Annotated in this window: 26 protein-coding genes; 18 read left to right on the top strand and 8 right to left on the bottom strand. The window is 38.1% G+C overall.

The genetic code is table 11. The annotated features are described in order from the left end of the window. The first annotated feature begins 108 nt into the window (after window positions 1-108). Window positions 109-1,773, top strand: coding sequence for an FAD-dependent oxidoreductase (locus tag LKF16_RS07940; RefSeq protein WP_291470280.1), 1,665 nt, complete (start codon window positions 109-111; stop codon window positions 1,771-1,773). Window positions 1,774-1,832: 59 nt separating this feature from the next. Here LKF16_RS07940 and LKF16_RS07935 read toward each other — a convergent pair whose 3' ends face one another. After that, complete coding sequence (locus LKF16_RS07935) at window positions 1,833-2,114, bottom strand: putative quinol monooxygenase (protein WP_291470279.1); 282 nt, start codon at window positions 2,112-2,114, stop codon at window positions 1,833-1,835. A 256-nt stretch (window positions 2,115-2,370) separates the two neighbouring features. On the opposite strand from LKF16_RS07935, the gene LKF16_RS07930 reads away from it, so the two are divergent. The 8 genes from LKF16_RS07930 (at window position 2,371) to LKF16_RS07895 (ending at window position 9,965) form a co-directional block, all read left to right on the top strand. Next, complete coding sequence (locus LKF16_RS07930; RefSeq protein WP_291470277.1) at window positions 2,371-4,851, top strand: FAD-dependent oxidoreductase; 2,481 nt, start codon at window positions 2,371-2,373, stop codon at window positions 4,849-4,851. A 22-nt stretch (window positions 4,852-4,873) separates the two neighbouring features. Next, on the top strand, window positions 4,874-5,149 hold the full coding sequence (locus LKF16_RS07925; protein WP_291470275.1) for a metal-sensitive transcriptional regulator: 276 nt from the start codon (window positions 4,874-4,876) through the stop codon (window positions 5,147-5,149). A 130-nt stretch (window positions 5,150-5,279) separates the two neighbouring features. Further along, window positions 5,280-5,864, top strand: a complete 585-nt coding sequence (locus tag LKF16_RS07920) for a TetR/AcrR family transcriptional regulator (protein ID WP_291470272.1) — start codon at window positions 5,280-5,282, stop codon at window positions 5,862-5,864. Window positions 5,865-6,049: 185 nt separating this feature from the next. Next, complete coding sequence (locus LKF16_RS07915) at window positions 6,050-6,427, top strand: nuclear transport factor 2 family protein (protein ID WP_291470270.1); 378 nt, start codon at window positions 6,050-6,052, stop codon at window positions 6,425-6,427. Between the two features lie 15 nt (window positions 6,428-6,442). Next, on the top strand, window positions 6,443-7,897 hold the full coding sequence (locus LKF16_RS07910) for an MFS transporter (RefSeq protein ID WP_291470269.1): 1,455 nt from the start codon (window positions 6,443-6,445) through the stop codon (window positions 7,895-7,897). 137 nt (window positions 7,898-8,034) lie between these two features. Beyond that, entirely contained in the window at window positions 8,035-8,475 is a 441-nt protein-coding gene (locus LKF16_RS07905) for a nuclear transport factor 2 family protein (RefSeq protein WP_291470267.1), read from the top strand. A gap of 20 nt (window positions 8,476-8,495) precedes the next feature. Next, window positions 8,496-9,095, top strand: a complete 600-nt coding sequence (locus LKF16_RS07900) for an NAD(P)H-binding protein (protein WP_291470264.1) — start codon at window positions 8,496-8,498, stop codon at window positions 9,093-9,095. A 12-nt stretch (window positions 9,096-9,107) separates the two neighbouring features. After that, window positions 9,108-9,965: an aldo/keto reductase gene (locus tag LKF16_RS07895; protein ID WP_291470262.1), complete on the top strand. Its 858-nt coding sequence runs from the start codon at window positions 9,108-9,110 to the stop codon at window positions 9,963-9,965. An 80-nt stretch (window positions 9,966-10,045) separates the two neighbouring features. Here LKF16_RS07895 and LKF16_RS07890 read toward each other — a convergent pair whose 3' ends face one another. Then, window positions 10,046-11,443 carry an amino acid permease gene (locus LKF16_RS07890; RefSeq protein ID WP_291470260.1) on the bottom strand — a complete coding sequence of 466 codons (1,398 nt, stop codon included), beginning with the start codon at window positions 11,441-11,443 and terminating at the stop codon, window positions 10,046-10,048. A gap of 120 nt (window positions 11,444-11,563) precedes the next feature. Here LKF16_RS07890 and mmuM point away from each other — a divergent pair, with 120 nt between their 5' ends. Beyond that, the gene (mmuM, locus tag LKF16_RS07885; protein ID WP_291470258.1) at window positions 11,564-12,517 is read left to right on the top strand and encodes a homocysteine S-methyltransferase; all 954 of its coding nucleotides are present in this window, start codon (window positions 11,564-11,566) and stop codon (window positions 12,515-12,517) included. A gap of 169 nt (window positions 12,518-12,686) precedes the next feature. On the opposite strand, the gene LKF16_RS07880 is transcribed toward mmuM, so the two are convergent. Together LKF16_RS07880 and LKF16_RS07875 are read right to left on the bottom strand one after the other, a co-directional pair. Further along, on the bottom strand, window positions 12,687-13,592 hold the full coding sequence (locus LKF16_RS07880) for a PhzF family isomerase (RefSeq protein ID WP_291470256.1): 906 nt from the start codon (window positions 13,590-13,592) through the stop codon (window positions 12,687-12,689). A gap of 119 nt (window positions 13,593-13,711) precedes the next feature. Beyond that, a complete protein-coding gene (locus LKF16_RS07875; protein WP_291470254.1) occupies window positions 13,712-14,065 on the bottom strand; it encodes a winged helix-turn-helix transcriptional regulator in 354 nt (117 codons plus the stop codon). Window positions 14,066-14,245: 180 nt separating this feature from the next. Here LKF16_RS07875 and LKF16_RS07870 point away from each other — a divergent pair, with 180 nt between their 5' ends. The 5 genes from LKF16_RS07870 to LKF16_RS07850 all read left to right on the top strand — a co-directional run bounded on the left by LKF16_RS07870 (window position 14,246) and on the right by LKF16_RS07850 (window position 19,938). Continuing rightward, complete coding sequence (locus tag LKF16_RS07870; protein WP_291470252.1) at window positions 14,246-15,088, top strand: aldo/keto reductase; 843 nt, start codon at window positions 14,246-14,248, stop codon at window positions 15,086-15,088. 361 nt (window positions 15,089-15,449) lie between these two features. Beyond that, on the top strand, window positions 15,450-16,871 hold the full coding sequence (locus tag LKF16_RS07865; RefSeq protein WP_291470251.1) for an NAD-dependent succinate-semialdehyde dehydrogenase: 1,422 nt from the start codon (window positions 15,450-15,452) through the stop codon (window positions 16,869-16,871). Between the two features lie 128 nt (window positions 16,872-16,999). Next, the gene (locus tag LKF16_RS07860; protein ID WP_291470250.1) at window positions 17,000-18,601 is read left to right on the top strand and encodes a cation:proton antiporter; all 1,602 of its coding nucleotides are present in this window, start codon (window positions 17,000-17,002) and stop codon (window positions 18,599-18,601) included. Between the two features lie 125 nt (window positions 18,602-18,726). Further along, the gene (locus LKF16_RS07855) at window positions 18,727-19,152 is read left to right on the top strand and encodes a MarR family winged helix-turn-helix transcriptional regulator (protein ID WP_291470248.1); all 426 of its coding nucleotides are present in this window, start codon (window positions 18,727-18,729) and stop codon (window positions 19,150-19,152) included. 135 nt (window positions 19,153-19,287) lie between these two features. Then, window positions 19,288-19,938 (top strand): nitroreductase family protein, encoded by a 651-nt coding sequence (locus LKF16_RS07850; RefSeq protein WP_291470246.1) that lies wholly within the window; start codon window positions 19,288-19,290, stop codon window positions 19,936-19,938. 198 nt (window positions 19,939-20,136) lie between these two features. Here LKF16_RS07850 and LKF16_RS07845 read toward each other — a convergent pair whose 3' ends face one another. The 4 genes from LKF16_RS07845 to LKF16_RS07830 are packed head-to-tail and all read right to left on the bottom strand — an operon-like array spanning window position 20,137 to window position 22,744. After that, the gene (locus LKF16_RS07845) at window positions 20,137-20,532 is read right to left on the bottom strand and encodes a DUF3021 domain-containing protein (protein WP_291470244.1); all 396 of its coding nucleotides are present in this window, start codon (window positions 20,530-20,532) and stop codon (window positions 20,137-20,139) included. 2 nt (window positions 20,533-20,534) lie between these two features. Further along, window positions 20,535-20,993, bottom strand: a complete 459-nt coding sequence (locus tag LKF16_RS07840) for a LytTR family DNA-binding domain-containing protein (protein WP_291470242.1) — start codon at window positions 20,991-20,993, stop codon at window positions 20,535-20,537. Window positions 20,994-21,002: 9 nt separating this feature from the next. Continuing rightward, window positions 21,003-21,860 carry an ABC transporter permease gene (locus tag LKF16_RS07835; protein WP_291470240.1) on the bottom strand — a complete coding sequence of 286 codons (858 nt, stop codon included), beginning with the start codon at window positions 21,858-21,860 and terminating at the stop codon, window positions 21,003-21,005. Then, window positions 21,857-22,744, bottom strand: coding sequence for an ABC transporter ATP-binding protein (locus LKF16_RS07830; RefSeq protein WP_291470239.1), 888 nt, complete (start codon window positions 22,742-22,744; stop codon window positions 21,857-21,859). The genes LKF16_RS07835 and LKF16_RS07830 overlap by 4 nt, the downstream gene beginning before the upstream one ends. A gap of 188 nt (window positions 22,745-22,932) precedes the next feature. Here LKF16_RS07830 and LKF16_RS07825 point away from each other — a divergent pair, with 188 nt between their 5' ends. The 3 genes from LKF16_RS07825 (at window position 22,933) to LKF16_RS07815 (ending at window position 26,319) form a co-directional block, all read left to right on the top strand. Further along, on the top strand, window positions 22,933-23,970 hold the full coding sequence (locus tag LKF16_RS07825) for an NAD-dependent epimerase/dehydratase family protein (RefSeq protein WP_291470238.1): 1,038 nt from the start codon (window positions 22,933-22,935) through the stop codon (window positions 23,968-23,970). A gap of 13 nt (window positions 23,971-23,983) precedes the next feature. Then, complete coding sequence (locus LKF16_RS07820) at window positions 23,984-24,841, top strand: alpha/beta hydrolase (protein WP_291470237.1); 858 nt, start codon at window positions 23,984-23,986, stop codon at window positions 24,839-24,841. Between the two features lie 176 nt (window positions 24,842-25,017). Further along, window positions 25,018-26,319 (top strand): dicarboxylate/amino acid:cation symporter, encoded by a 1,302-nt coding sequence (locus tag LKF16_RS07815; protein WP_291470236.1) that lies wholly within the window; start codon window positions 25,018-25,020, stop codon window positions 26,317-26,319. Window positions 26,320-26,374: the final 55 nt, after the last annotated feature.

Below are 26,374 nucleotides of genomic sequence, written 5' to 3'. Positions count from 1 at the left end.
CAAATTTATAGTACAACATATCTTTAATTTATTTCCAGATATGCTCTGGTTGTATATTTGCCAATAAGGTATATTAACTGTGACAGACAAGTAAATAAGGAGGTAAATATGGCTAAAAAAATCGTAATCATAGGTGGCGTCGCTGGTGGAGCTACTGCAGCAACTAGACTGCGTCGACTGAACGAAGATGATAAGATCATCATGATCGAAAAAGGCGAATACATCTCATTTGCAAACTGCGGGATGCCTTATTACATCGGCGATAAGATCACTAGCCGAAATAATTTGATGGTGCAAACAGTGGCAGGGATGTCAGCCAGGTACAACCTCGACATTCGCAATTTATCCGAGGTAACTAAGATCGATCCCCAAAATAATCAAGTTACCGTGATTAACCACAAGACAAACGAAACTTATACTGAAAATTTTGACGATCTAGTCATTTCTACTGGAGCTAAACCAATCGTACCCAACATTCCTGGCTTAGCTTCAGCCACAAATGTATTCACGTTGAGAAACATTCCCGATACTGACCAGATCAAAAATTATCTCGCTGACGAAAATGTTAAGACTGCAACTGTCGTTGGTGGAGGATTCATCGGACTAGAGATGATGGACAACCTCAGACATTTAGGTTTGAATGTTCAGTTGGTTGAAGCATCTGATCAAGTGATGCCAAGTTTAGACTTTGAAATGGCACAACTACTGCATGCTGAGATCAATCGCAAGGGCGTCAACTTATATTTGAATAATGGCTTAAAAGAATTTCAACAAACTGGTCAAAAATTAGTCTTGCAAGATGGTACGGTATTAGATTCCGACCTGACGATTTTAGCAATTGGCGTACAGCCTGCGAGCGAATTAGCTCAACAAGCGGGTATCGAATTAGGCGTTAAGAACACCATCAAGGTCAATGACAAGTTCCAGACTAATTTTTCAAATATCTTTGCGATTGGCGACGTTATCCAAGTAGAAAACTTGATCGACCATTCAGAAACTAATATCCCACTAGCTGGACCAGCTAATCGTCAAGGTAGACTAGTCGCTGACGTTATTAATGGAATACCGACAAAATATCCCGGTATACAAGGAACCTCAGTGGTTAAAGTGTTCGATACGACCGCTGCGTCCACAGGTGATAATGAAAAAACTCTGACGAGATTGGGCATTGATCATAACGTTATACACATCCATCCTGAATCCAACGCTAGCTATTACCCAGACTCAAAACCACTCGATCTGAAACTGATCTATGGCAATGATGGACGCATTTTAGGTGCTCAAGCGGTTGGAGAAAAATATGCTGAAAAAAGGATCGATGTCATTTCGACGGCAATTAAATTTGGTGCTAAGGCAGATCAATTAGCAGAAATTGAATTGTCATATGCGCCACCTTATTCAAGTGCCAAAGACCCAGTCAACTTTTTAGGATATGTGGCTGATGACATGATCAACGATGGAGTTAAAACGATTCAATGGTCAGAAGTCGACCAATTAGTAGACGAGGGCAAGTACTTGCTGGATGTCCGTGAAGATATGGAGTATTCGGATGGCCATATTAAAGGCAGTCATTTAGTTAATTTGAATACATTGAGAGATCACTTAGACGAATTGCCGAAAGATCAAACGATCTACGTCTATTGTCGAGCAGGTCTTCGAGGATATATCGGTGCCAAGATCCTATTGAACAATGGATTCGATGTAGTCAATATTGACGGTGGATATTTAACTTATGAAGCAGCGCACTATCAAATCAAAAATCATAAATTTTAAACAAAAAGGGATGAGAACTCGTGTGAAAGTTCTCATCCCTTTTGCATGTAAACATTAAATTAGTTATCCATTCTGATGATCTCAGGGTCTTTAGTAACATAGTCTCCGATGTGATTTAAGAATTCTTGGAAGTGTGGCGTATTGTTGTGAGATTCAACTGCGTCAGCGTCTTTCCAGTGTTCGACGATTTCATATTCGTTGTCAGAACCGATTTTTTTGAAGTGGCCATAGTCAAGGTTGCCAGCTTCTGCTAGTGAACCAGCAACAAGTTTTGCTACAAAGGCTTCATAGTCAACTTGTTTGCCAGGTTGAACAGTTAAACTTACGTTGATTACTTTCATGATGTGTCTCCTTTTCGTTTAATTATAGTATATCCCAGCTTAGTGACATTCGAGCCGGCCCTTTGAATACACGGCGGGGGTATTACTAATTAACATATCAGAATATTGTCATAATTCTATTGTTTTTCTAAATTGTTTTTTAATATTCAACAGCTAATATACGTTGAAGTTGTCACATTCTATAAATTTACTATTGACTAAATAAACCCCAGGGGGTATATTTCTTTGTGAAATAACAAACAAAGGGGCGAGCGAAATGGCTAAGAAAATATTGATCATTGGAGGCGTTGCTGGTGGAGCTACGGCTGCAACCAGATTACGTCGTTTGAATGAAGAAGATGAGATCATTCTTTTTGAAAAAGGAGAATACATTTCATTTGCAAACTGTGGATTACCATACTATGTCGGCGGTGAGATCAAAGAGAGTGACAGCTTGATGGTCCAAACAGTTGAAGGAATGTCGAAACAATATGGTTTGGACATTCGCAATTTTTCTGAAGTAACTTCGATCGACCCAGAGGGTAAAAAAGTTACGGTCAAAAATCTCAAGACGGGTGAAGAATACGACGAATCATTCGATGACCTAATCATCTCGACTGGAGCAAAACCAATTGTTCCACCAATCAAAGGCTTAAACGAGGCTAACAACGTTTTTTCATTGAGAAATATTCCTGACATGGATCAGATCAAGGATTATATTTCTAAAAATAATGTTCAAACAGCGACTGTGATAGGTGGGGGATTTATTGGCCTAGAAATGATCGACAATTTGAAAAAGTTGAACTTAGATGTTCAATTAGTTGAGATGTCCAATCAAGTCATGCCTAATCTTGACTTTGAAATGGCCCAACAACTTCATTCGCAGATCAACTTGCACAATGTGAATTTATACTTGAATGACGGATTAGCTGAATTTCAAAATCATGGCCAAGAACTAGTTTTGCAAAGTGGTCAAAAATTACAGTCAGATCTGACGATCTTATCGATCGGTATTACTCCAGCTAGCGATTTAGCTAAAGATTGTGGAATTGAACTAGGCGTGAAAAATTCCATCAAGGTCAATGACCACTTACAAACTAATTTCCCACACGTTTACGCTATCGGAGACGTGATTGAGGTGACTAATTTAGTTGACCACACGGAGACTAATATTCCATTAGCTTGGCCTGCAAATCGTCAAGGTAGATTAGTAGCCGACGTTATCAATGGTATCCCAGCTGAATATCTTGGAACTCAAGGAACTTCAGTCGCAAAAGTATTTGAACTAACGGCAGCTTCCACTGGCGATAATGAAAAAACGCTCAATAAACAGGGTATCAAATATCATGTGATCCACATTCATCCTAATTCCAGTGCGGGATATTATCCTGGTGCTAGTCCAATTAATTTGAAACTGCTTTTTAACGATGCGGGTAGGATCTTGGGTGCTCAAGCAGTTGGAACTAAAGGTGTCGATAAGCGAATTGACGTCATCGCTACGGCCATGAAATTAAAGGCTAAGGTAACTGACCTAGCAGGATTTGAACTAGCTTATGCACCACCTTATTCAAGTGCGAAAGATCCTGTGAACTACTTAGGCTATGTTGCTGACAACATGATGAACGGTCGCGTTAAGACGATCGAGTGGACAGAAATTGATAAATTGGTTGAAGATGGTGCCTTCATTCTTGATGTCCGTGAGGATTTCGAATTAGCGACTGGAAAAATCGAGAACAGTACCTTGATCCCACTGAATCAAATTCGTCAAAACTTGCACTCATTGCCAAAAGACAAGACTATCTATGTATATTGCCAAGTCGGTTTAAGAGGCTACAATGCCGCTAGGATTTTGGAAAATGAGGGCTTTGATGTGGTCAATATTGACGGTGGATTTAAGACTTATAAGATCGCCAAGTATCAAATCAATAACAAGCCTTTTAAAAATAACCAATCAGCTACAAGCACAACTCCGGTTGCTCAAACGAGCGATGAAAACTTAAAGACGATTGAAGTGGATGCCAGTGGTCTGCAATGCCCTGGTCCTATTTTAAAAGTTAAGCAACATATGGATACGATGTCTGATGGTCAAAAGATGGTCGTTAAAGCTAGTGACTTTGGATTTAGTTCAGACATCGAATCTTGGGCTAAAAACACTGGTAACACTGTCTTATCAAACAACATCGAAGGTGATACTGTCGTTGCAACAGTCGCAAAGGGTGACAGTAGCGATACGTCAGTTGTCGAAACTAATACGGACGTTAAAGTTCCGATGCAAGAGGGTGTCCTTCATGAAACTAAAGAAGGAGCAACCATGGTCGTATTTGATGGCGATATGGATAAAGCCTTGGCATCGATGATCATCGCAACCGGAGCAGCTGCTATGGGTAAAAAAGTTACGATTTTCTTCACCTTCTGGGGCTTGAACATTCTCAAGAAGAGAAAGATCAAGAAGCATGGTCTGGCAAAAATGTTTGATGTAATGTTGCCATCAAATGCTGATAAATTGCCGATCTCGACAATGAATATGGGCGGCGCCGGATCAAAAATGATAAAATCTGTTATGAAACAGAAAAATGTTGATCCATTGCCAGTTATGCTGAAAAAAGCCAATGATCTCGGCGTTAAATTCGTAGCATGTACAATGAGCATGGACATCATGGGCATCGAAAAAGAAGAATTGTACGATTTCGTCAACTTTGGCGGCGTAGCAACTTATCTTGGCGATACTGAGCAAGCTAACTTAAATCTATTTATTTAATTAAGTATGAAAGAGGATTATTATGAGCACTAGCCGTGACCTAGAACAACAAAAGAAAGTTATCAATCGTTTAAAACGAACTGAAGGCCAAATTCGTGGTATCCAAAAAATGATCGATGACGACAAAGACTGTATGGATATCATGACTCAATTGAGTGCGGTCCGTTCTAGCATTGACCGTGTGATGGGCATGGTAGTAGCGACTAATTTGAAAGAATGCGTCGAAAATCCCGATGTAGATCCAGCTGAACAGTCGAAGAAATTGGAACAAGCAATTAATATGATCGTACGCAAATAAAAAAGCCACTTCCATTCAATTTTTTTCCAAGGTGGAATCCAATCGTCGTCAGTTATTTTAGTTTTCCTAACTAGAAATTACTAAATGTATTAAAATTACATTAGGTTAATTTATAAGCGGGGTATGGAAAATGAAGATAAGTGGATATGAGGATCTACGTGTTCAGAGGACGATTTCGAGCATTTATAAGGCTTTTGAACAGTTGATTTGTGAAAAAGAATATTCAAAAATAACGGTCAAAGAACTTTCTGAATTAGCCCAAATAAATAAGAAAACATTTTATCGTTATTATCCAACGCTCGATGATTTATTGACCGAGATGCAAGCAAAATACGCTGAGGCTTATTTAGAAGAAGTCAAAGAATTTCAGTATCCTCGGGATTTAGCTAAAAGCGTTAGGACATTCTTTACGTATTCAGCTAGTCAGGGCAAGGCCTACGATAGGATAACCTCTAGTGCGGGTGGCGGTTATGTTGGCATTCGGCAACAAATGATCGATAATGTAATGAATTCGACCTGGGGCGAGTCTAGAGAATTTAATTTAATGGAAGATTGGCAAAAAACAGTTTTACTGAATTTTGTTGAGCAAACAGGATTAAATATTTATAAACAGTGGGTCAATCAAGGAAAACACGAACCACTGGAAAAAGTAATCGAGTCTGCTATCCTCTTAATGCAAGGTGGAGTTGATAATTTTCTAAAACAAAATAAATAACGAAAGCAGATATTTCAAGCAAATATCTGCTTTTTTGCTGCCTTTTTTTCAAATCTGCTAACTTTATGACACTGTTTTTGAAAAAAGGTTACTTATGTCACTCATTCAAAAATACTGCCCATTTTTTTGCAAAATAATCCATTGCATAATGAACTCATCGCAAAGGAAAACAACGAGGCATAGCAATGACAACAAAGATTAGTGAAGAAGAAAAAGTCGCTTCAATCGTTCGTCAACAAGTTCAAGGGATGATCGACGGAGACCTGAATATTTTAAATAAAGTAATCTCACCGCAAGCACATTTTATTCATATTACGGGAACAGACCAAACTAAAGCAGAATGGCTAAAACAAATAAAAATGGGACGGATGCATTACTTCGGCAGTAAAGAAAAGTTGATGCAAGTTGAGGTCAATGGAGACGTTGCTCAAGTCATTTCTAGAAATGAATTAGATGCTAGGATTTACGGATTTCGCAATACTTGGCCACTTCAGTCAAGAACAGAATTAAGAAAAGAAAATGGCCAATGGCAGATCGTAAAGTCACAAGCCAAAATGTATTAGGAGAAGAAAAGAATTATGACAAAGAGAAGAATGGCAATTGCAACAATTGCTTTGTTAGTTGCTAATTTCATGGGTGGCTTAGATGCTACCATCGTTAATACTGCTTTACCTGCCATTACCAGTGATTTAAATGGCATAAGACTAATAGGTTGGATCAGTTCGATTTTCTTACTAGGAACAGCTGTTACAACTGTTTTGTGGGGACGAGTTGGCGAGATCATTGGGAAAAAGTTAACCTTCCAAATTTCCGTACTATTATTTGTAGTTAGTTCGGTTGTGGGTGGAATGTCGACTAATATGATCATGCTGATTATTGCTCGTGCTTTCATGGGTATTGGTGCAGGTGGAATGGTTTCTATTCCATTCATTATATACGCAGATCTTTATCCCAATCCTTCTGAGCGCGCTCGAGCTCTTGGCTGGGTCACAGCATCATACACACTATCAACAGTTGTCGGACCGCTGATTGGTGGTTGGTTAGTTGACGCACTTTCATGGCACTGGGTATTCTTTATCAATTTACCAATTGGAATTATTTCACTACTAATGCTCCAATTTGCATATAAAGAGAATCGTAGTGAAACAACCGACAGATCATTTGATTATTTAGGGTCAGGAATGTTGATTTTTACCTTAGTCGTATTGTTATTTGCCAGCGATTCAATTGCTTCAAGTATGACTAGAACAATTATTTTATTAGTGATCGGGTTAATTTTGATGGTTACTTTTTACCGAATCGAATCATCAAAAAAGAATCCTTTAGTACCAACGGAATTGTTGAAAAATTGGCGGATCCAGTCTCAAAACGTAATTATGTTTTTGATCAATGGATTCTTTATTGGATACAGTGTTTACGCCCCAATGTGGTCACAAGGTTTGCTGGGCACTAACGCTACTTATGGTGGTTTGACCCAAATTGGTGGTTCAGTTCTTTTACTATTAGGAACTCGTTTAACAGCTAGATTAATGCCAAAGATGTCATACAAAAACATTGTAATGATTGGTAGTGGCAGCATTTTGATTTCTGCGCTGGCCATGGTTTTAGCAACAAAGAATGCTCCGTACTGGTGGTTACTAGTCAGCGGTGCCTTTGAAGGATTTGGTATGGGTCTTTCATTTACACCTATGCAAGTTTCACTGCAAGACGGCGTAAAAAAAGAATTTATTAGTGTATCAACTACATTTGGATTATTGTTTAGAACTTTAGGTCAAACATTTATGTCAGCTATCTTTGGTGCAGTTTTGAGTATCAGCACTGCGAGTCAAGTTAACAGCAGAATTACTGGGCGAATGATCAATAAACTTACAGATGCATCAACAGCCAAGACTTTGCCACAGGATCTATTACCGCAATTACGGACAATTTTATTTAATGGTATGCATACCATTATGTTGATTGGTTTCATCTTAGTGATCGTTGCTATCATTATTAATTTCACGAGAAAAGAACCTGTTAAACAACCTCGATAAAATTTAATGTCACGGTTACCAAAAATGAGTGGCATAAGTAACCAAATAATAAATATCGACCATTTTTTTATGAATAATCAGATCTCATAATAAAGCTTGTAAACAAATGAAGTTTAAAAACAGAGGAGATTTATATAATGAACACACAAGAAATTTCAGATCGTATCGAATTAAAGGAATTAGTAGATTTATTTTCAAATTACTCAGACACTAAGGAAAATGACAAACAAATTGCGCTGTTTACTGAGGACGGCGTAGTCAATATTATCAATGACGGTAAAGTGAGTTTTACTCTCAACGGCAGAAAAGAAATTTTTAATGCATTTAGTTCATCAATGGATGAATATTCATCAGTCTTTCATATGAGTGGACAACAGACTGTAGAATTTGTTGATGACACCCATGCTACAGGTGTGGCATATAACTATGTTGTTTTAGTTAAAACCGATGAGAACAACAAAGTTGTTACAACCAACGAAGGCGTTAGATATCAAGATAAGTATGAAAAAGTTGCAGGTAAATGGCTAATTGCTGAACGTAATTCAAACTTTATCTGGCATACAGAAGATATTAAATAAATAGATTGGAAGATTGTTTTATGAAAAAAGTATTAATTATTGGAGCAACTGGATCAATCGGCAACGCGGTTCGACAAATGTTTTTACAGGCTACGGATGCTCAACTAACCTTGTTTTCTCGCAGAGCAGATAGATTAAAGCTGGATGATACTAGAGAACAAGCCGTTTCAGGTAATGTAACAGATGATGCAGTATTAAGTTCAGCAATCAAAGGTCAAGATTTTGTCTTCGTTGCACTCAGTGGCGACATGAAAAGTTTTGCAGTACACATTATTAAAGCAATGGATAAAGAACAAGTAAAACGCTTGGCGTTTATTACCACTATGGGTATTTATCAAGAGATACCATCATGGTTAGGAGATTCGCCAGAACCTTATAGTAATGGAATTTTAAAACCTTTTAGAGAAGCTGCTGATCTGATCGAAAATTCAGATCTAAACTATACGATCATTCGCCCAGGCTGGTACACCAACGGTCCAGTGAATTATCAAATTACTCAAAAAGGAGAACCATTTGGCGGTCACGATGTTTCAAGAAATAGTATTGCCGATTACGTCGTTAAATTGACTCAACAAACTGATTTAGATAACAAGTCAAGTGTTGGAATTAACGAAGCATAATAAGGAGAAATTATGGATAAAGAAATTACTTTGAATAATGGAATTGAAATGCCCACTTTAGGATTCGGAGTCTTTCAAATTCCTGATTTTGATGAATGTAAAAAGTCCGTTTTAGAGGCTTTGAATAATGGCTATCGTTTGATCGATACAGCCGCAGCATATTTGAATGAACGCGCAGTTGGCGAAGCTATTAAAGAGAGCGGCGTTGACCGTAAGGATATATTTGTAACAACCAAGCTTTGGGTTCAAGATGCTGGTTATGAGAATACTCAAAAAGCAATTGAGGCTTCATTATCAAGGTTAGGTTTGGATTATATCGACCTATATTTGATCCACCAACCACTTGGTGATGTTTATGGTTCATGGAGAGCCATGGAAGATGCCTATAAGGCTGGCAAGTTAAAAGCTTTGGGTGTTGCTAATTTTGAAAACGATCGCCTACAAGATTTGATGATGCACAACGAAATCAAACCAACTGTTGATCAAATTGAATTACATCCATTTTTTGCTCAATCAGAACGAGTTCAATGGTTATTGGATAACGATATTGTCCCTGAAGCTTGGGGACCATTTGCTGAAGGCAAGAAAGGGATTTTTACCAATCCCACGATTAAAGAAATTGCTGATGAATACAATAAAACTAATGGACAAGTTATTTTAAGATGGTTGAATCAACGAAATATTGTTGTGATACCTAAGTCTGTCCACGAAGCTAGGATCATTGAGAATTCACAAATTTTTGACTTTAATTTAACTGACGAAGAAATGAAACAAATGAGTACTTTAGATGATGGAGTAAGTTTATTTGGAAATATGCATGATCCAGCTACTGTTAAACAATTAGGTGGAGCAACTTTTAATATCAATTAGAAAATAAAAAGCCTCCCGAGGGAGGCTTTTAAAAATTAGTGGATAACTAAAATAATTGGTTATCCGCTTTTTTATTACAACTATTCTTGGACTTGTTGACGACGTTTTAAGTATTCCTTTCCGTAATAAACTCCATAACAGAGAAGCAAGAATGGAATCATATAGAACAGTGCCGTGCGTTGGTTTGGATCAAAAATTATCAAGACGCAGGATAAGAAACTCATGATAAATGCTGCCCAAGGTACGACTGGATACCATGGAGTCTTGAATTTTAGTTCTGATACTTTGTGTCCTGATTTGACGAATTGACGTCTGAAGTTGATCTCGGATAAGGCGATTGCCATCCAGACGATGACAACAGCTAGTCCCGAAATCGACACTAGAACTAGGTATACTGTTGAGGCGGCGACCACACTTGATACTAAGGCGAGAATTCCACCTAGCATGCTCAAGCAGAGAGCAATCATTGGGACGCCACGACGATTGGTTTTGGCATATTTCAAAGGGATCATACCTTCGTGAGCCAGCGACCAGAGCATTCTGGTTGAAGCGTAGAGTCCAGAGTTTGCGGCAGAAAGGATGGCCGTTAAAACAACGAAATTCATTAAGTCCCCAGCAAATGGCAAGCCAATACTCTTAAAGACTAGAACAAATGGGCTTTGGTCAACTCCGGCTTTTTGCCAAGGAATCAGCGATGACATGACCACGATACTTCCGATAAAGAAGATGACTAGTCGTAAAAGCGTCGTGTGGATTGCTCGAGGGATGTTCTTAGCAGGATCCTTAGTTTCACCAGCTGTAACGCCAATTAACTCAGTTCCTGAAAAGGCAAAGTTAACGGTCAGCATAGTAGTGAAAACAGCTTTGAAACCATTTGGAAAAATTCCATCTTTATATAGGTTAGTAAACATTGGTGCGTGAGAATAGCCTTTGATGTGAATAGCGCCAAAGATTGCTAAAAATCCTACGACAATGAATAATACGATGGCGATAACTTTGATGCTTGAAAACCAAAATTCTGTTTCAGCAAAAAATTTTACTGAGAGGGCGTTGGAGACAAAGATCACGATCATAAACAGTGCGCTCCAAGCCCAAGTAGGCGAGTGCGGGAACCACTGCTGCATGATTAATCCGGCAGCGGTAAATTCCGAACCCAAAGCCACCGTCCAGGTCAGCCAATAGAGAATGGCAACCGTGAATCCAGTGCCTGGTCCGATATATTTATCAGCATAGACATGAAACGAGCCAGTTTCTGGCATTGCTACCGAGAGCTCTCCTAAACACAACATTACTAAATAGACTACAATGGCACCGATGGCATAGGCGAGGATCGTCCCGATCGGACCAGCTTCATGAATGGTATATCCGGAGCTTAGAAATAGCCCGGTTCCGATAACTCCACCTAAGGAGATCATTAATAGGTGGCGCGATTCCATATTTCTTTTTAAACTAACATGTTCTTTATTTTCGTTCCCCATGGGCGACCACCTTGCATAAAAATTCTGATTAGAATATCATTAAAAAAGTTTAATAATATTTACTGTAAACTACATGAATATATATCGCAAGATATTAATATCCTTAAAGGAGATGTGAACATGGCTGATTTAATTTCAGAAAATCTACAAAATAGATCTGGACTGGTGATCGATGGTGCGATGGCTACAGAACTAGAGAAATATGGTGTTGATACTGATAACGACCTTTGGTCGGCAACTGCCCTGATTGAAAATCCTGAGGCAATTACAGCCGTTCACAAAAGTTATTTTCAAGCTGGTGCTGATGTAGCAATCACCAATACCTATCAAGCAAATGTCGACAAGTTTATTAAAATGGGCTTGAGTAAAAAAGCTAGCAAGAATTTGATCGTTAAAGCAGTTGATTTAGCAGTTAAAGCTCGAGACGACTATTATGGAAGTTTAAATAAGGAACAAAGAGATAAAAGAGCAAAATATCCATTGATTGCTGGAAGCGTTGGACCTTATGGTGCTTATTTAGCTGACGGCAGCGAATATCGGGGCGATTATGACCTGAGTGAAAAAGAATATATGGACTTTCATCGTTCAAGAATGGAACTGATAAACCAAGCTGGCGTCGACTTATTTGCCTTCGAGACAATGCCTAATTTTTCCGAAACTAAGGCCTTAGTGGATTTGCTGAAATTGGAATTTCCTGACCAACATGCATGGCTTTCATTTAGTATCAAGGATGAAAAGACACTCTGCGATGGCACGCCATTGCAATCAGCGGTGAAGTACTTCAATGTTTTTGATCAAATCTCTGCCGTAGGAGTTAACTGTACGACTTTAGAGAACATTGAAGGTTCTGTTAAGACGATCAGAGCAGTCACCGACAAGCCAATTGTGGTTTATCCTAACAATGGTGACATTTATGATCCTAAAACCAAAACTTGGACACCGAATCCACAATCGGATACATTTAGCAATTTAGTCCCAAAGTGGATGGCAGCTGGTGCACAACTGATCGGAGGATGTTGTCGAACAACGCCAAAAGATATCAAAGAGATCGCCCAAATAATAAATGAAAAATAGACTGTAAAAAAAACATCCATGAAAATGGATGTTTTTTTAGTACCACAATTTGTAGAATGTAAACTCTTACCAATACAATATATGGTGTCGTGATTGTATGTTCCCACAATATGTTCCATGTGAAACAATCGCTCTCAAAGCTGTGAAAACAAAGAAAAACAGCGGTGGTTTACAACTCTATTTCAGTTGAAAATGCGATGACAGCATCACCAATGATTTTAACTTTAGTAGGCCGACCGTTATCGATTGAAACACGGACGACCATTGAACCAGGACGGTTGATTTTTTCACCCTGTGCAATTTGAAAACCAAACGAACGTCGATTTTTTACAGGAACAACTTGATTTTGAACTAGGTAGGCTCCTAACGGTCCGTTGGCGTTACCCGTTACGGGATCTTCATTGACGCCAATAGCAGGTGCAAACATTCGGCCGTGTATTAAGGGTGTTTCATTTGGGTCAACGGTGAAAGCATAAAAACCATTGCATTTTATTTCTTGGCTGATTTTGGACAATTTGTCTAAATCAGGCTCAAGCTTGTTTAAGTCGTCAAGACTATTGATCCCGACCATAACTTTCGAGTGTCCTGTGGAGGCAATTTCAATTGGACAGAAGCGATTCATTTGGGCAACTGATAATCCCAAGGCATCAATGATCTGGTATTGGATTGGCAGATCTAGTGGCTGGCTGATCTCAATTTTTCCCTGAGTCATGATGACTTTGTAGCCATCATCTTGCTTGATAACATTTACGGGGACGTTTCCAGCTTTAGTTTGTTGAATAGTTTTTCGAGTATCCCAATTATTTTCAGTGGCCAAAGCATAATGAGCTGCAATCGTAGCGTGACCGCAGATTGGAACCTCAGTCGTTGGCGTAAAAAAACGAACTTGGATGTCAGCTAAGGGGTCAGACGCTGGCAAGACAAAAGCAGTTTCTGAATTATTCAATTCACGAGCAATCTGCTGCATTTGTTGGTCAGTTAAACCGTCAGCGTTGGTGACGACACCAGCCGGATTGCCTGAAAAAATATTTTTAGTGAAAGAATCGATTTGATAGACGTGATATTTTTTGGTCATAAGATAACTCCGTTTGATAAATATTGATATTGACTACACTTTTTTAAAAATCCTATTGACTTAGAGTGCACTCGAAGCACTAGGGTGTAGTTGCTAGCGAAAGGAGGCACTTACTTAGGTTATTCTTCGCGCAAAGTTATATCGTAACCAGCTTTTTGCAAATTATTAATATGGTTTGTTCCCCAAGTACAGAGGCTGTCGAGTACTGGTCCTAAAGTTTCTCCATAATCGCTCAGTGAGTAGACTACTTTGGGTGGGACTTGGTTGTAAACTTTACGGTCAATAATATGGATCTTTTCCAATTCCCGTAATTCTTGAGTCAACATTTTTTGACTGATGTCAGGGATCAATCTTTTTAGGTCGCTGGGGCGTTTTGCTCCGTGGCGTAAGTGGCAGAGGATGACTGGTTTCCATTTTCCACCCATGACTTCCATCGTCATCTCTACGCCGATGTTGTATGTTTTTCTAGTCAAAATTTTTACCTCGCTAATCGTTGCTAATTCTCAATACTTACTTTTTGGTGCTTATGATACATCAAAGTGGGTACTTCCATATGAAGACATATGCTTATAAGATACATCATGCACGGCGATTTGTAAGAAATAAAGCGTTAGTTGCAAATTGTCACTACTTATAAGAAAAGAGAAATCAACATGATCGAATCATTACAAGACAGAGTTAAGTTAAATAACGGAACAAGTATTCCAGGATTAGGGTTAGGCGTTTTTCAAATCGAAAATGACGATACAGCAGATGTCGTTAAGACGGCGATCGAAAATGGCTACCGCTTGATTGATACGGCCCATATTTATGGAAATGAAACTGCCACAGGCGAAGGTATTAAAGCTGGTTTAAAATCAACAGGACTGAAGCGAGAAGATCTATTTGTAACATCTAAGGTGTGGAATGATCACCTCACATACGATGAAACGATCGCAGCCTATAACGAAAGTTTGGAAAAACTCCAACTTGATTATTTGGACTTATATTTGATTCATTGGCCAGGAAACGATGCTTATGAAGATTCATATAAGGCTTTAGAAAAATTGTATAAGGATGGAAAAATCAAGGCTATCGGCGTCAGCAATTTTGAAGTTCATCACCTGGAAAACTTGTTGTCATTTGCTGAAGTAGTCCCAGTTTTGAATCAAGTGGAATTACATCCTAGGTTGGCTCAAAAAGAATTGCGTGCATATGCCGCTGAACACGATATTAAGATCCAAGCTTGGTCACCATTAATGCAGGGCAAGCTTTTACAGGATGAAATAATTTTGGAAATTGCCCAAAAGCATGGTAAGTCAGCTGCCCAAGTGATCTTACGTTGGGATATTCAACAAGATATTTTATTGAACGTTAAGTCAGTCCATCAACAAAGAATGATCGATAATGCTGATGTGTTTGACTTTAGCTTGGATTCTGAAGATATGAAGAAGCTGAATGGGATGGATGAGTCGCTTCGAGTTGGCCCCGACCCAGACGAATACGACTTTGATTAGACGTTACGTAACGATGCCGCCGAGATTTAAGAAACGTTTTTAGAGAAAAGGTCTATTAAAAAGATTGTTAAATTGTGAACAATCGATTTCTGTTATAATAGACTTTATAAAGATTTTTTTAAAATAATTCACAAAAAATATTTTGATTGGTCTATACGTTATAAACGTTGTCAAGACAATGATTACGTCACTTTAATATTTGAAAAAGACTTATTTTTTTAAAAATTTTCTAATTATTTGATTGACAAATGAAAGCGTTTGAGTTGAAATAATTGTAAAAATAAATCGTTAGTCTACAATGATTTTGTAACTTTGGACTCAACAGATATTTTATTTTGGATAGGATTTAGGAGGAATTAGTATGGCTTATAAGACAGTTAATCCTTATAACAACGAACTTGTAAAGGAATACCCAAATGCAACTTCCGAAGAAATCGAAAAGGCTTTGAGTACAGGATACGCATTATATAAAAAATGGTATAACGAACCAGTTGAAAGTCGTGCAGCAACCCTACATAAAATTGCTGATTTATTGAGAAAAAATGAAGACGAATTAGCTAAAATTGCCACGATCGACATGGGTAAATTATATGGAGAATCAAAAGGCGAAGTTGAACTTTGTGCTATTATTGCGGACTACTACGCAGATCATGGCGCAGAAATGTTGAAACCAACGCCAATTTCTAGTCGCAATACAGGTGATGCTGAGATCTTGCACCAAGCTACTGGTGTCTTGATGATGGTTGAACCTTGGAACTTCCCTTATTATCAAATCATGCGTGTGTTTGCACCTAACTTCATGGTTGGTAATCCAATGGTCTTGAAGCATGCATCAAACACTCCAGGATCAGCTGCAGCTTTTGAAAAAGTTGTTCAAGATGCTGGTGCTCCAGATGGTTCGTTAACTAACTTGTTCGCTAGTTACGATCAAGTATCTGATATTATTGCTGATCCACGTGTTCAAGGCGTAGCTTTGACAGGTTCAAAACGTGGTGGTCAATCAGTTGCTGAAAATGCTGGTAAAAATTTGAAGAAGAACTCAATGGAGCTCGGTGGTTCTGATGCCTTTGTTGTCTTATCTGACGCTGATGTTGACAAGGCTGTTGATCTAGCTTGGAGAGTTCGTATCTACAATGCTGGACAAGTATGTACTTCAGATAAGAGATTCATCGTTGCCGACAACTTGTACGACGAATTTTTGAAGAAGTTGAAGGCTAACTTTGAAAAGTTGGTCCCAGGCGACCCAATGGATCCTAAGACAACTATCGCTCCAATGAACTCAAAACGTGCCAAAGAGAAGTTGCAAGGACAAATTGACAAAGCCGTTGCCGGTGGTGCTAAAGTTTACTATGGTAACGAACCAATCGACTTGCCAGGACAATTCTTACAACCAATAATTTTGACTGATATCGACAAAGATAACCCTGAATTTTACGATGAAATGTTTGGACCAGTTGCCCAAGTATTCAAAGTAGGTTCTGATGAGGAAGCCATCGAATTGGCTAACGATTCAGAATTAGGTTTAGGTGGAATCGTTGTTTCTGAAGACCCACAACACGGTAAAGCCGTTGCTGAAAAAATCGAAACAGGTATGGTCTTTGTAAACTCGTTCTTAGTATCATTGCCAGAATTGCCATTCGGTGGTGTAAAGGGTTCAGGTTATGGACGTGAAATGAGTGCTCTAGGCCTCACTGCCTTTACAAATGAAAAACTAGTCGTAACAGCCCAAGACCCAGACTGGAAGAATCCAGCCGGTGGACTAGCAGTATTTGGCGGCAAGTAATAATAGATAAATGAAATAAAACAATTAATAACCAAAAATCCTCTCTGGATGCAAAATATTCAGAGAGGATTTTTTGTTGTGCTATATTTAAATTAATATTTTAATCACATTGAGGGGATGTGACTCTTTTGACTCTGATGATCTCGACTTTCATCTTAGTTTTAGCAGCCGTTATTAGTATGTTCATATCGCAAATATTTCCAAAAATTTCTGTCAGTTATATTGCGATGATTGCCGGAGGGATTATTTCGTTTTTTCCAATGATGGGCGATCGATCTGATTCATTTAGCTCGGAATTATTCATCGGGTTAGTGGTTGCTCCGTTGCTGTTTTTTGAGGGGCAGGCAACGCCGTTAAATTCCGTAGGTAAGGAAATTCGCCACATTATTCAAACAGCGGTCATTTTAGTGGTAGTTTGTATGATCGTTTCTGGATTTGGCGTGGCACTAGTCGGGGGAATTGCGTTGCCACTAGCATTCATCCTTGCTGCTGTCGCAACTCCGACCGATGCGACCGCTATGGATTCAGTCACGAACGGTTTAAAAGTGCCACAAAACGAAGGCACCTTTTTAAAAATGGAATCGTTGTTCAATGATGCTACAGGTATTATTTTATTGAATATGGCTATCCTTTGGTATGTAAATGGCTACATCAATTATGGAGAGACTTTGATCGACTTTCTCATTTCAGCCGTCGGCGGAGTCTTATTTGGATTTGCTGTCGCTTGGGTCATGGTGATGTTTAGACAAATTTTGATGCGGACATCGTACAACTCATTGAATGCACAAATGTTCTTGTATGTAATGACGCCATTTGTTTTATATTTCTTTTCAGAACAGATCCACGTTTCCGGAATCATTGCAGTCGTCTGTGCTGGATTAGTCCACAATGCTGAAGCACAGCGCAGTAAATTATTGAACGCCTCACAAATTCATTTAGGCTTTGACCTTATCTCACTGATTACCGAAATTTTTAACAGTATTGTTTTTGTTATTTTAGGATTTATGTTTGTTCGGATCATGGAAACAGAACGACTTAGTCTTAATTCACTCAACTGGGTCCTAATTGGTTTCACAATTTATGTGATCGACGTGTTGGTCAGATATATTTATGGAAGAATACGTTTGAAGTTCAGTAATCGCTCTGCTTGGATATTTTCGCTTGGTGGAGTCCATGGAGCAGTCACACTTGCATTGGCATATACGTTGGCAGAATTTCATGTTAAGAGTGGAGATTTTAATCTTGTCTTGATGGCTGCCTGCGTTTTGATCATTTTGAGCTTGTTAGTTCCTACCTTTGCCTTTCGCTTTATCTTGGATAAAGACGTTACTGATGAAGACGCGGATAAAGAACTTGATAAAATTCGAGTCGAGATGGTCCATAGGGCTCTCGCTGCTGTCGATAAGATGTATTTACCCGACCGTGTCAAAAAGTCCGTTAAATTTGATTTAATGACCCAAAAGCAGCGGACTAGGGCACGAGACTTTACGCGAGCTTGGCTTGAAGTAGTTCGACATCCAGAATTCACTGGACCGGAAAAAGAACTGGAAATGCGTGCCTTCATGAACGCTTTGTCAGTCGAGAGAGACTACTTAGATATAATCTCCCAGAGTGAAGTAAAGTATCAAAACTACGTCTTGCAACTGTATAACGAAGTGCTGTTGGCGGAGACACTGATCATCGAGCCAAATACCGTTGCTCCAGAACAGGAAGAAAAGACTGAGGATTAACAACCGGTATCCTATAACTAACGGTTATGGGTCACAAATAAAAAAACACAGAAATATTAATTTTTGAAATTGATGTATAATAGTTCATGTATTCACATAATTAAAGGGAATGGGGGTGTCAGAGAATGGAAATTGAAGAATTGATCACGTTATTGTATCGGTTGAAGATTGCTGATTTAAACGTGAGCGAAATTTTTAAAAACCAAAAAGATATTAATTTAACTCGATACGTTTTGTTGCTGTTTCTAAATCGACATGGTGAAATGACCCAGACAGATATTCAAAAAGAACTTCAAATTAACGGATCAGCAATTTCTCGGCATCTCAAAGACCTTGAAGATAAAGGGTATGTTAGCCGTTCGCGTAACCCAGAGAATAATCGTGAAGTGATGGTTGAGTTGACAGACTTTGCAAAAAAGACTGTCGCCAACTGTGGGCATACTCCTGAAGATAAAGAATTAGTTTCTGAATTTAACGAAAAATTCTCTAATGATGAAATTGTACAATTATCCAAATTATTACAAAAATTAAGTGATCTAAAAATAAATTGAGTTCAGGGATGAACTCTTTTTTTAAAAAATAGATTGTGAATGTATTTACAAAGTTAATCTGTTGATGTACGATTGACGTGTCAACAATTGATATGTCAATTATAAATAATTATAAATTTTGAGGAGATACTTATTATGGATGCCACAAAAAAGAATTTAGTAAATAATGATTTTTCAGATATTATGTTGAATCGTCACTCATACAGAAAATTCAAAAAAGACGTTAAGATCTCAAATGAGGAAATTTCAGAAATGTTAGAAGAGGCTATCTCAGCACCTTCAGCATGTAATTTGCAATCATGGCATTTTGTAGTCTGCAACACACCAGAAGCAAAGGAAAAGGCTCATTCAGTTATGATGCCATTCAACTACCCACAAGTAGACTCAGCTTCGACAGTTATCTTTATCCTTGGTGACACACAATCGCATTACAAGTACCGTGATGTTTGGAACAAGGCCGCAGAAAATGGTCAAATCACCGTTGAAGAACGTGACAAGGTATTCAAGACATTCTTGCCACTCTATGAACATGCGGACCGAAGTTTCTTGGAAAAAGATGCAACTTTGGACGGTAGCATGGTGGCCATGCAACTATTATTGCTAGCTCGTGCACACGGCTACGAAGCAAATCCAATGTCAGGCTACTTCTTCGACAAAGTAGCTTCAACATTTGATCTTGATAGCGATAGATTTATTCCGGTAACAGCCATTGCTATTGGTAAACCAGACGAAGAATATACTAAGTCAGTACGTTATAGCGTTAAAGAAGTTACTGATTTTATCTAAAATAGACATAATAATAGCGATGATCTCTGATGAGGTCATCGCTTTTTTGTGTCAGGACATGCCTTCTTTCGCTCTTATTGAGCGGAAACGCGATAAAATTCACTGAAACCTACGACATAAGATGAGCCAACACTCCACTGGCCAGCTACGTATTGGCTCACCTTATGTACCGGTTTCAAAACGTGGCCTTTATCGCTCTTATTTGTTACGGGTTCTCAATTTTTGGTTCATCCTTTTTGCATCTGCCCAATCTGCGACGTATAGTCCGACCCAGACTAAGATATATATGATCAAGAATCCGAAGAAACTTGCTATTAGATTTTTGTTAAAATTTGGCCACCACTGATTGAATATACTGGTTATTGTAACTAGACCGAAAGTTACGATCAAATGCAGTGAGCGAGTTATGAGAGGGTTCCAGTCCAATTCAAATATGCTTGAGACTAATCCGATCAAGGCACTCATAATTAAAACGCTAATGATATTAGTCCTAGTTATCATATGACTATTTCCTTGAGTTGCTAGTAGGATCAGATAGGTTAAAGAACCGATCAGTAAACCAATTAAGGTATATCTACACATTTTTTTCAACATAATTACATCCCCAAGTTTTCTTTTAATTCTGATAAATATTTGCGGCTAACAGTCATTTTTAAATTGTTTTTCAAAAAAGCCGTCATATTTCCTGAAAATGAAGCTTCTAATGACAATAAATAATTCAGGTTAATGATGGCATTTTTTGATATTTGCAAAAAATCATCGTTTGTCAATCGTTGCAACATCGTCTTTAATTTACCTTTGAGTTGATAATTATCCGTGATAGTGTAAACAGTCAATTCATTTTCATAAACTTCGATTGCAATGATCTCTTCAGTTGGTACCATAATCACTTTATCGTTGATCGATAATGGAACGACCCCAAAATGATTATCAAGATCAGAAATTGAGTTGACTAGCTTTTGGACATCATCAGATAGTTGTTTAGCTGATACTGTAACTTCAATTTGGCCTTCAGATAGAATGTTATTTTGTTGATAATTGACGTTTATTTTCATATTCATCCCTTAAATCTTGTTAATTACTATTTTCCTATTATATCGATAAAGAACCAAAATTAAGACTAATAGAATTAAAAATGACCACAATAATATTTTTAAATCATTTGAAAAATTTGTTTCTACGACAATACCTAAGTTTTGTTTGAATTTGAGTAAGGAATAATTTGGAAGATTATGGAAGTCAGAATTGATTTGTTTTTTCATTAGTATCTGTCTAAACAGGGCTGCGTTGTACGGTGCAGGCGTCAATTTCATTAAATTTTGGGCAAAAGTTGGGAGTACTCCTAAGGGCATATAAACTCCAGCAAAAAATCCTGATGCAGCACTGATGATTGAATTGATGTGACCAACGGTATCAACGCTTTTTACTAATGTGAACAACACCATATTAAAGGCGCTCCAGACTAAACTGCTTAAGGCCATTATTCCTAAGACGGGCAAAATAATATTAGTATCAAATGGCAATGAATCTTGAGTTTGAAAATATAATTGCATAACGATAAACATGGCAATTTGCATTAACATACCAATGATCCAGGCACTGAATAAATAGCTTAAATGTATCTTATTGTACGAAAGGTCCGTCAGAATCAAGTCTGATAAACGGCTACCTTCGCGGTCTTTGACCATTTGTCCCAAAGCACTACCTGTGGTGGTAATGGCAGTAACGGTCAAGGTTCCGCCGATAAGCCATTGATCAAGTAATACATGTGCATCCTTGAGAGTTACCCAACTAGTCACCATGTTTTGCTTCAAAAAAACTAAGTAGAGTACAAATGAGATCAGAGCCCCCAGTAATGAAAAGAACACCTTACTTTTACTGCTAAAAAACAGTTTTAAATTACGATTTATCAAACTTATCATTTTGAATTTCCCCGATTTCCCGTTAATTTTAGAAAAATATCATCCATATTTCCACGGCGATATTCGAATCCTTGTATTTCTTGTTTTAATGAATCCAATAAATTAATAGCATCATTTTTAGTAGGTATAAAAACAGAAACGTCATCAGCATTGATTTGATATTGAAAATTTTTGACTTGTTGTGGCAGGTCATTTTTTGAATCTAGTTGCAAAGTTAAAACGTTCTGCGCAAAATCCTGTTTTAGATTGTTGACCGTGTCTGCTGCGATGATCTGTCCGTGATCGATGACATAGACAAAATTAGCTAATTCTGCTTCTTCTAAATAATGAGTCGTTAAAATTATGGTTAAATTTTGATTTTTACGAAGCTGATTTAATACATCCCAGATCAATGATCTAGTTTGAATATCTAGTCCCGTCGTGGGCTCATCCAGAAACAGAATCTTGGGATTATGGATCAAAGCTCGTGCAATATCAACGCAACGTTTTTGTCCACCAGAAAGTGTTTTGTATTTTTGATTCATTAGCGGTTCCAATTGAAAAAGCTTGATCCATTTTCTTAGATTGTTAGTGTGATTTCGATACATTCCATAACGACTCTGCAAATTTTGTTTCACTGTTAGGTCGTCATCTAGAACGCTCTTTTGAAAAACAACGCCGATCTGTTGATGGTATTTGGTATCAGTTGGTTTTAGATCATCAATGGCGATCTCGCCGGATGTTTGAGGGATCAACCCTGTTAACATATTGATGGTAGTGGATTTTCCAGCCCCATTAGGTCCTAGAAATGCGACTAAATCTCCTTCATTAATAGTTAAGTCGATATTATTAACGACTAGTTTATGGTCAAATTTTTTCGATAAATTTTTAACGGATAATTGCATTGCTCTACCTCCTAAGCTGATGCAAGTATAGGGCGGATAGCATTTGGCGTATCAAGAATGTAGATGAGTGGTCAAAATTAATGCTTAAGTGGATAAAATTGAATTCTAAAATTTTTTCAGGAAATCTCTTGCCTTACACCTACTATAAGGTAGTACACTACTTTCAACTTAATTAGGAGATAGTAAAAATGAAGACTACAGATAAAGTTTTGGTTGTTGGAGCAACTGGCTATACGGGTGCTTGGCTGATTGATACATTATCAGGACTAGGTTTTACTAATATCACCGGTACTTACCGCAGCGAAGAAAAAGCGGATTATATGAAGGAAAAGTATCCAGATGCCACTTTCATCAAGGCTGATTTATTGACTGATGATAACTGGGCAGAGGCGACAAGGGATGCTAAATGGATCTTTAATAATTCGGCCACCTTTGATCCTAATGACCAGACAACTGAGGAAATTTCACAGACTAAGGTCAATGCCGTAGAACGACTTTATCAGTTTGCTAACGAGGCAGGAACTGTTGAAAAAATCGTTCAGTTAGGTTCCGAAGGTGGGGTCTCTTATGGCAATACTGATCCTAATAAGACGGTATTTAATGAGGATGACTGGACTGATCCAAAGACACCAGGTTTGGCTGACATTTTCATGATCATCAAGCCATACGAAGAAAAAGCTGCTGATGATTTCATTGCTAACGATGATAAAAATGGCTCTGGAATGAAACTAACAGTTTTACATCCGACTAGTATCATTGGGCCTAGCGTAACCCCATGGCAACACGATATGATTTACGCTTACCTTGCAAATGATGGCTACATCGCAGAGAGTCAGATGTATAGTGTAGATGTTAGAGATCTTGCCAACATGGAAATAACCTTAATGAATGATCCGAATACGTCTGGAAAAAGATATTTGGGTTCTGGAATGAAATTGATGCTTTCGCAATTAGAAAGTATGGTTCGTGAACACTATTCAGATGATGAGTTAAAGACAGTCTTTGGAAGTGTTGTGAAGGTAATTCCTGGTGAAGAAGCTGCGGCGATTTTAGCCCCAGTTTCGGATACTCAATATTATCGAGACTTTGTTCCCCGTATGCTGGATAAAGTTCGTTTAGAGACTAAGTATCCGGATGTCTATCAATATCAATATACTGATCCACATACCACGGTCTACGAAGCAGTCGACAAGATGTTAGCAGACACACGTAACAAAATGAAATAGGGATGACTATCACATGCGTAAGTTGATAAAATGGATTTTTTTGATGACTTTATTGTTGATTACAACGGTCGTAACGGTTGCTTGCTCTAATTCTTCGAATCAAAGTCAGGTAACGACAAAAGAAGGAGCCAGGATGGTACCGACGTTATTTTTCCATGGTTACGGCAGTAGTACTAATGCTGAGAATCAAATGGCAAATGCTGCTGTTAAAGCTGGAGCGTCCAAGACCATTATCAAAGCAATCGTCGACAAGGATGGAAAGGTCACGTTAAAGGGAGTTATTCCCGCTAGTGAAAAGCACCCAATCGTTGAAGTGGGATATGAAAATAATCGCAATCCCAATTATCATCAAGACGGTCAGTGGGCAAAAAACGTGATTGTCAAATTGCAAAAAGTTTATCACATCAAAAAATTCAATATGGTTGGTCATTCAATGGGTAACATGGCGATTATTTATTACATGTTAGACAATCATAATGATCACAACTTACCAAAATTACAAAAACAAGTGGATATTGCCGGACACTACAATGGTATTTTAGGTATGAATGACAAACCTAATCAAATGCAGCTAGATGCCAACGGCAAACCAACAAAAATGGATCAAGATTATCGGCAACTGACAGCACTTCGTAAAACCAAGGCTTATCAATCGGTCAAAGTTTTAAATATTTACGGGAATAAAAATGATGGAACCAATTCTGATGGACGTGTCAGCAATGCTTCGTCTAAATCATTAAAATATTTAATCGGAAATCAGGTTACGTCTTATCGTGAAAAAAAGATCATTGGTAAAAACGCTCAACACAGCAAATTGCATGAAAATAAGCAGGTCGACCAATTATTGATACATTTCATTTGGAATAGGTAGTTACATAAAATAGCCAACTAGCATATGTTAGTTGGCTATTTTGATAATTTTTTACACATTTTATTAAAATAAAAATAATTATTTATTTTTCGGAAACCGCTTTCTTTTGTTTTGTGAATCACGTAACATTGTTGATTGGATGGAACATGTTTCAAAAAATAACGGGGGGTTATTTCATGAATAGCGTTTTATGGAGTTTATTAACGTTAGCAGTTTCCTTAGTTGCTTGTTACTTGATTTATTTACTGAAAAATAAATCAAATTTCACGTTTGCTTCGGTTGTTGCCTTACTTATTGGTGTTGTGATCGGGATTGCATTTAAGGGGCACACTGATTACATCGCTGTTCTCGGTACGATCTATACACGGGTTCTATCAATGATGGTTATTCCATTATTGCTTGTTTCATTGATCAAGAGTATTTACTCAATGAAGACAATGACGGAACTAAAAAGTATTGGGGCCAAGTCGGTCTTTTGGCTACTGTTTCAAACTATGCTAGCTGCCATCGTCGGAATGGCAATGGCAGTTCTTTCAGGAATTGGCAAAGGCGGACATCTCAGTATCGTCGATGGTTACAAACCAGCTGAGATTCCTCCATTTACACAAGTTTTGACTGATTTATTTTCAGATAATCTATTCAAGTCCATGGCAGATGGCAAGGTAATACCAGTCGTATTTTTTGCAATTATCGTTGGTATTGCAGTCGTTGCTCTATCTTCAAAAGATTCAAAATCAATGGTGACGTTCAAGCACTTTATTGATGATAGTCACAAAATTGTTTACAAGATCATTAGCGTTATCATCAAGATCTTGCCATACTCAATCATCTTCTTGATGGCAGATACAGTTGGAACGAGTGATTATAAAGCACTCACTCCACTACTAACAATTATCGTATTAACATTTGTTGGCTGCTTCTTCCACATCTACTTTACCGATACGCTTTTGCTCAAGTTTGTTGGTAAAACTTCACCAGTTAAATTTTTCAAAGGAATCGTGCCTGCTCAATTAATGGCCTTTTCATCGAGAAGTTCAACTGGTACATTGCCACTTTACGTGGAATGTTTAACGAAAAAATTGCATGTGCCAGAAAACATCGCTAACTTCGTTGGTTCATTGGGAACAACGATGGGGATGTCAGGATGTGCCGGGATTTGGCCACCGCTTCTTTCAGTTTATGCAATTCAATCAATGGGCGGACATATCTCATTGACGCAAGCTATCGTCATCATTGTCTTATGCCCAATCATTTCATTTGGTACAGCAGGTGTTCCAGGTGGTGGTATCATGCTTGCTACTGCAATGTTTGTAACCTTGGGATTACCAGTTCAATTGATCAGTATCTTCGCTGGTATCGACGCATTCGTTGATATGGCAAGAACGACAACTAATGTAACCAGTTCAATGGTTGCAGCAAAATTAGTTGCCAAATCAGAAGAGAAAAGAAAAGCTAAATTAGCAGCTGCAGCAGTATAAAAAATAAGAGTCAACTGAGAAAAATCTCGGCTGACTCTTATTTTTTACTGTGATG

The sequence above is a fragment of the Companilactobacillus sp. genome (assembly GCF_022484265.1).
Taxonomy (GTDB): domain Bacteria; phylum Bacillota; class Bacilli; order Lactobacillales; family Lactobacillaceae; genus Companilactobacillus.
The sequence above is the reverse complement of the archived record's forward strand: the minus strand, read 5'-3'. Positions and strand labels throughout refer to the sequence as shown.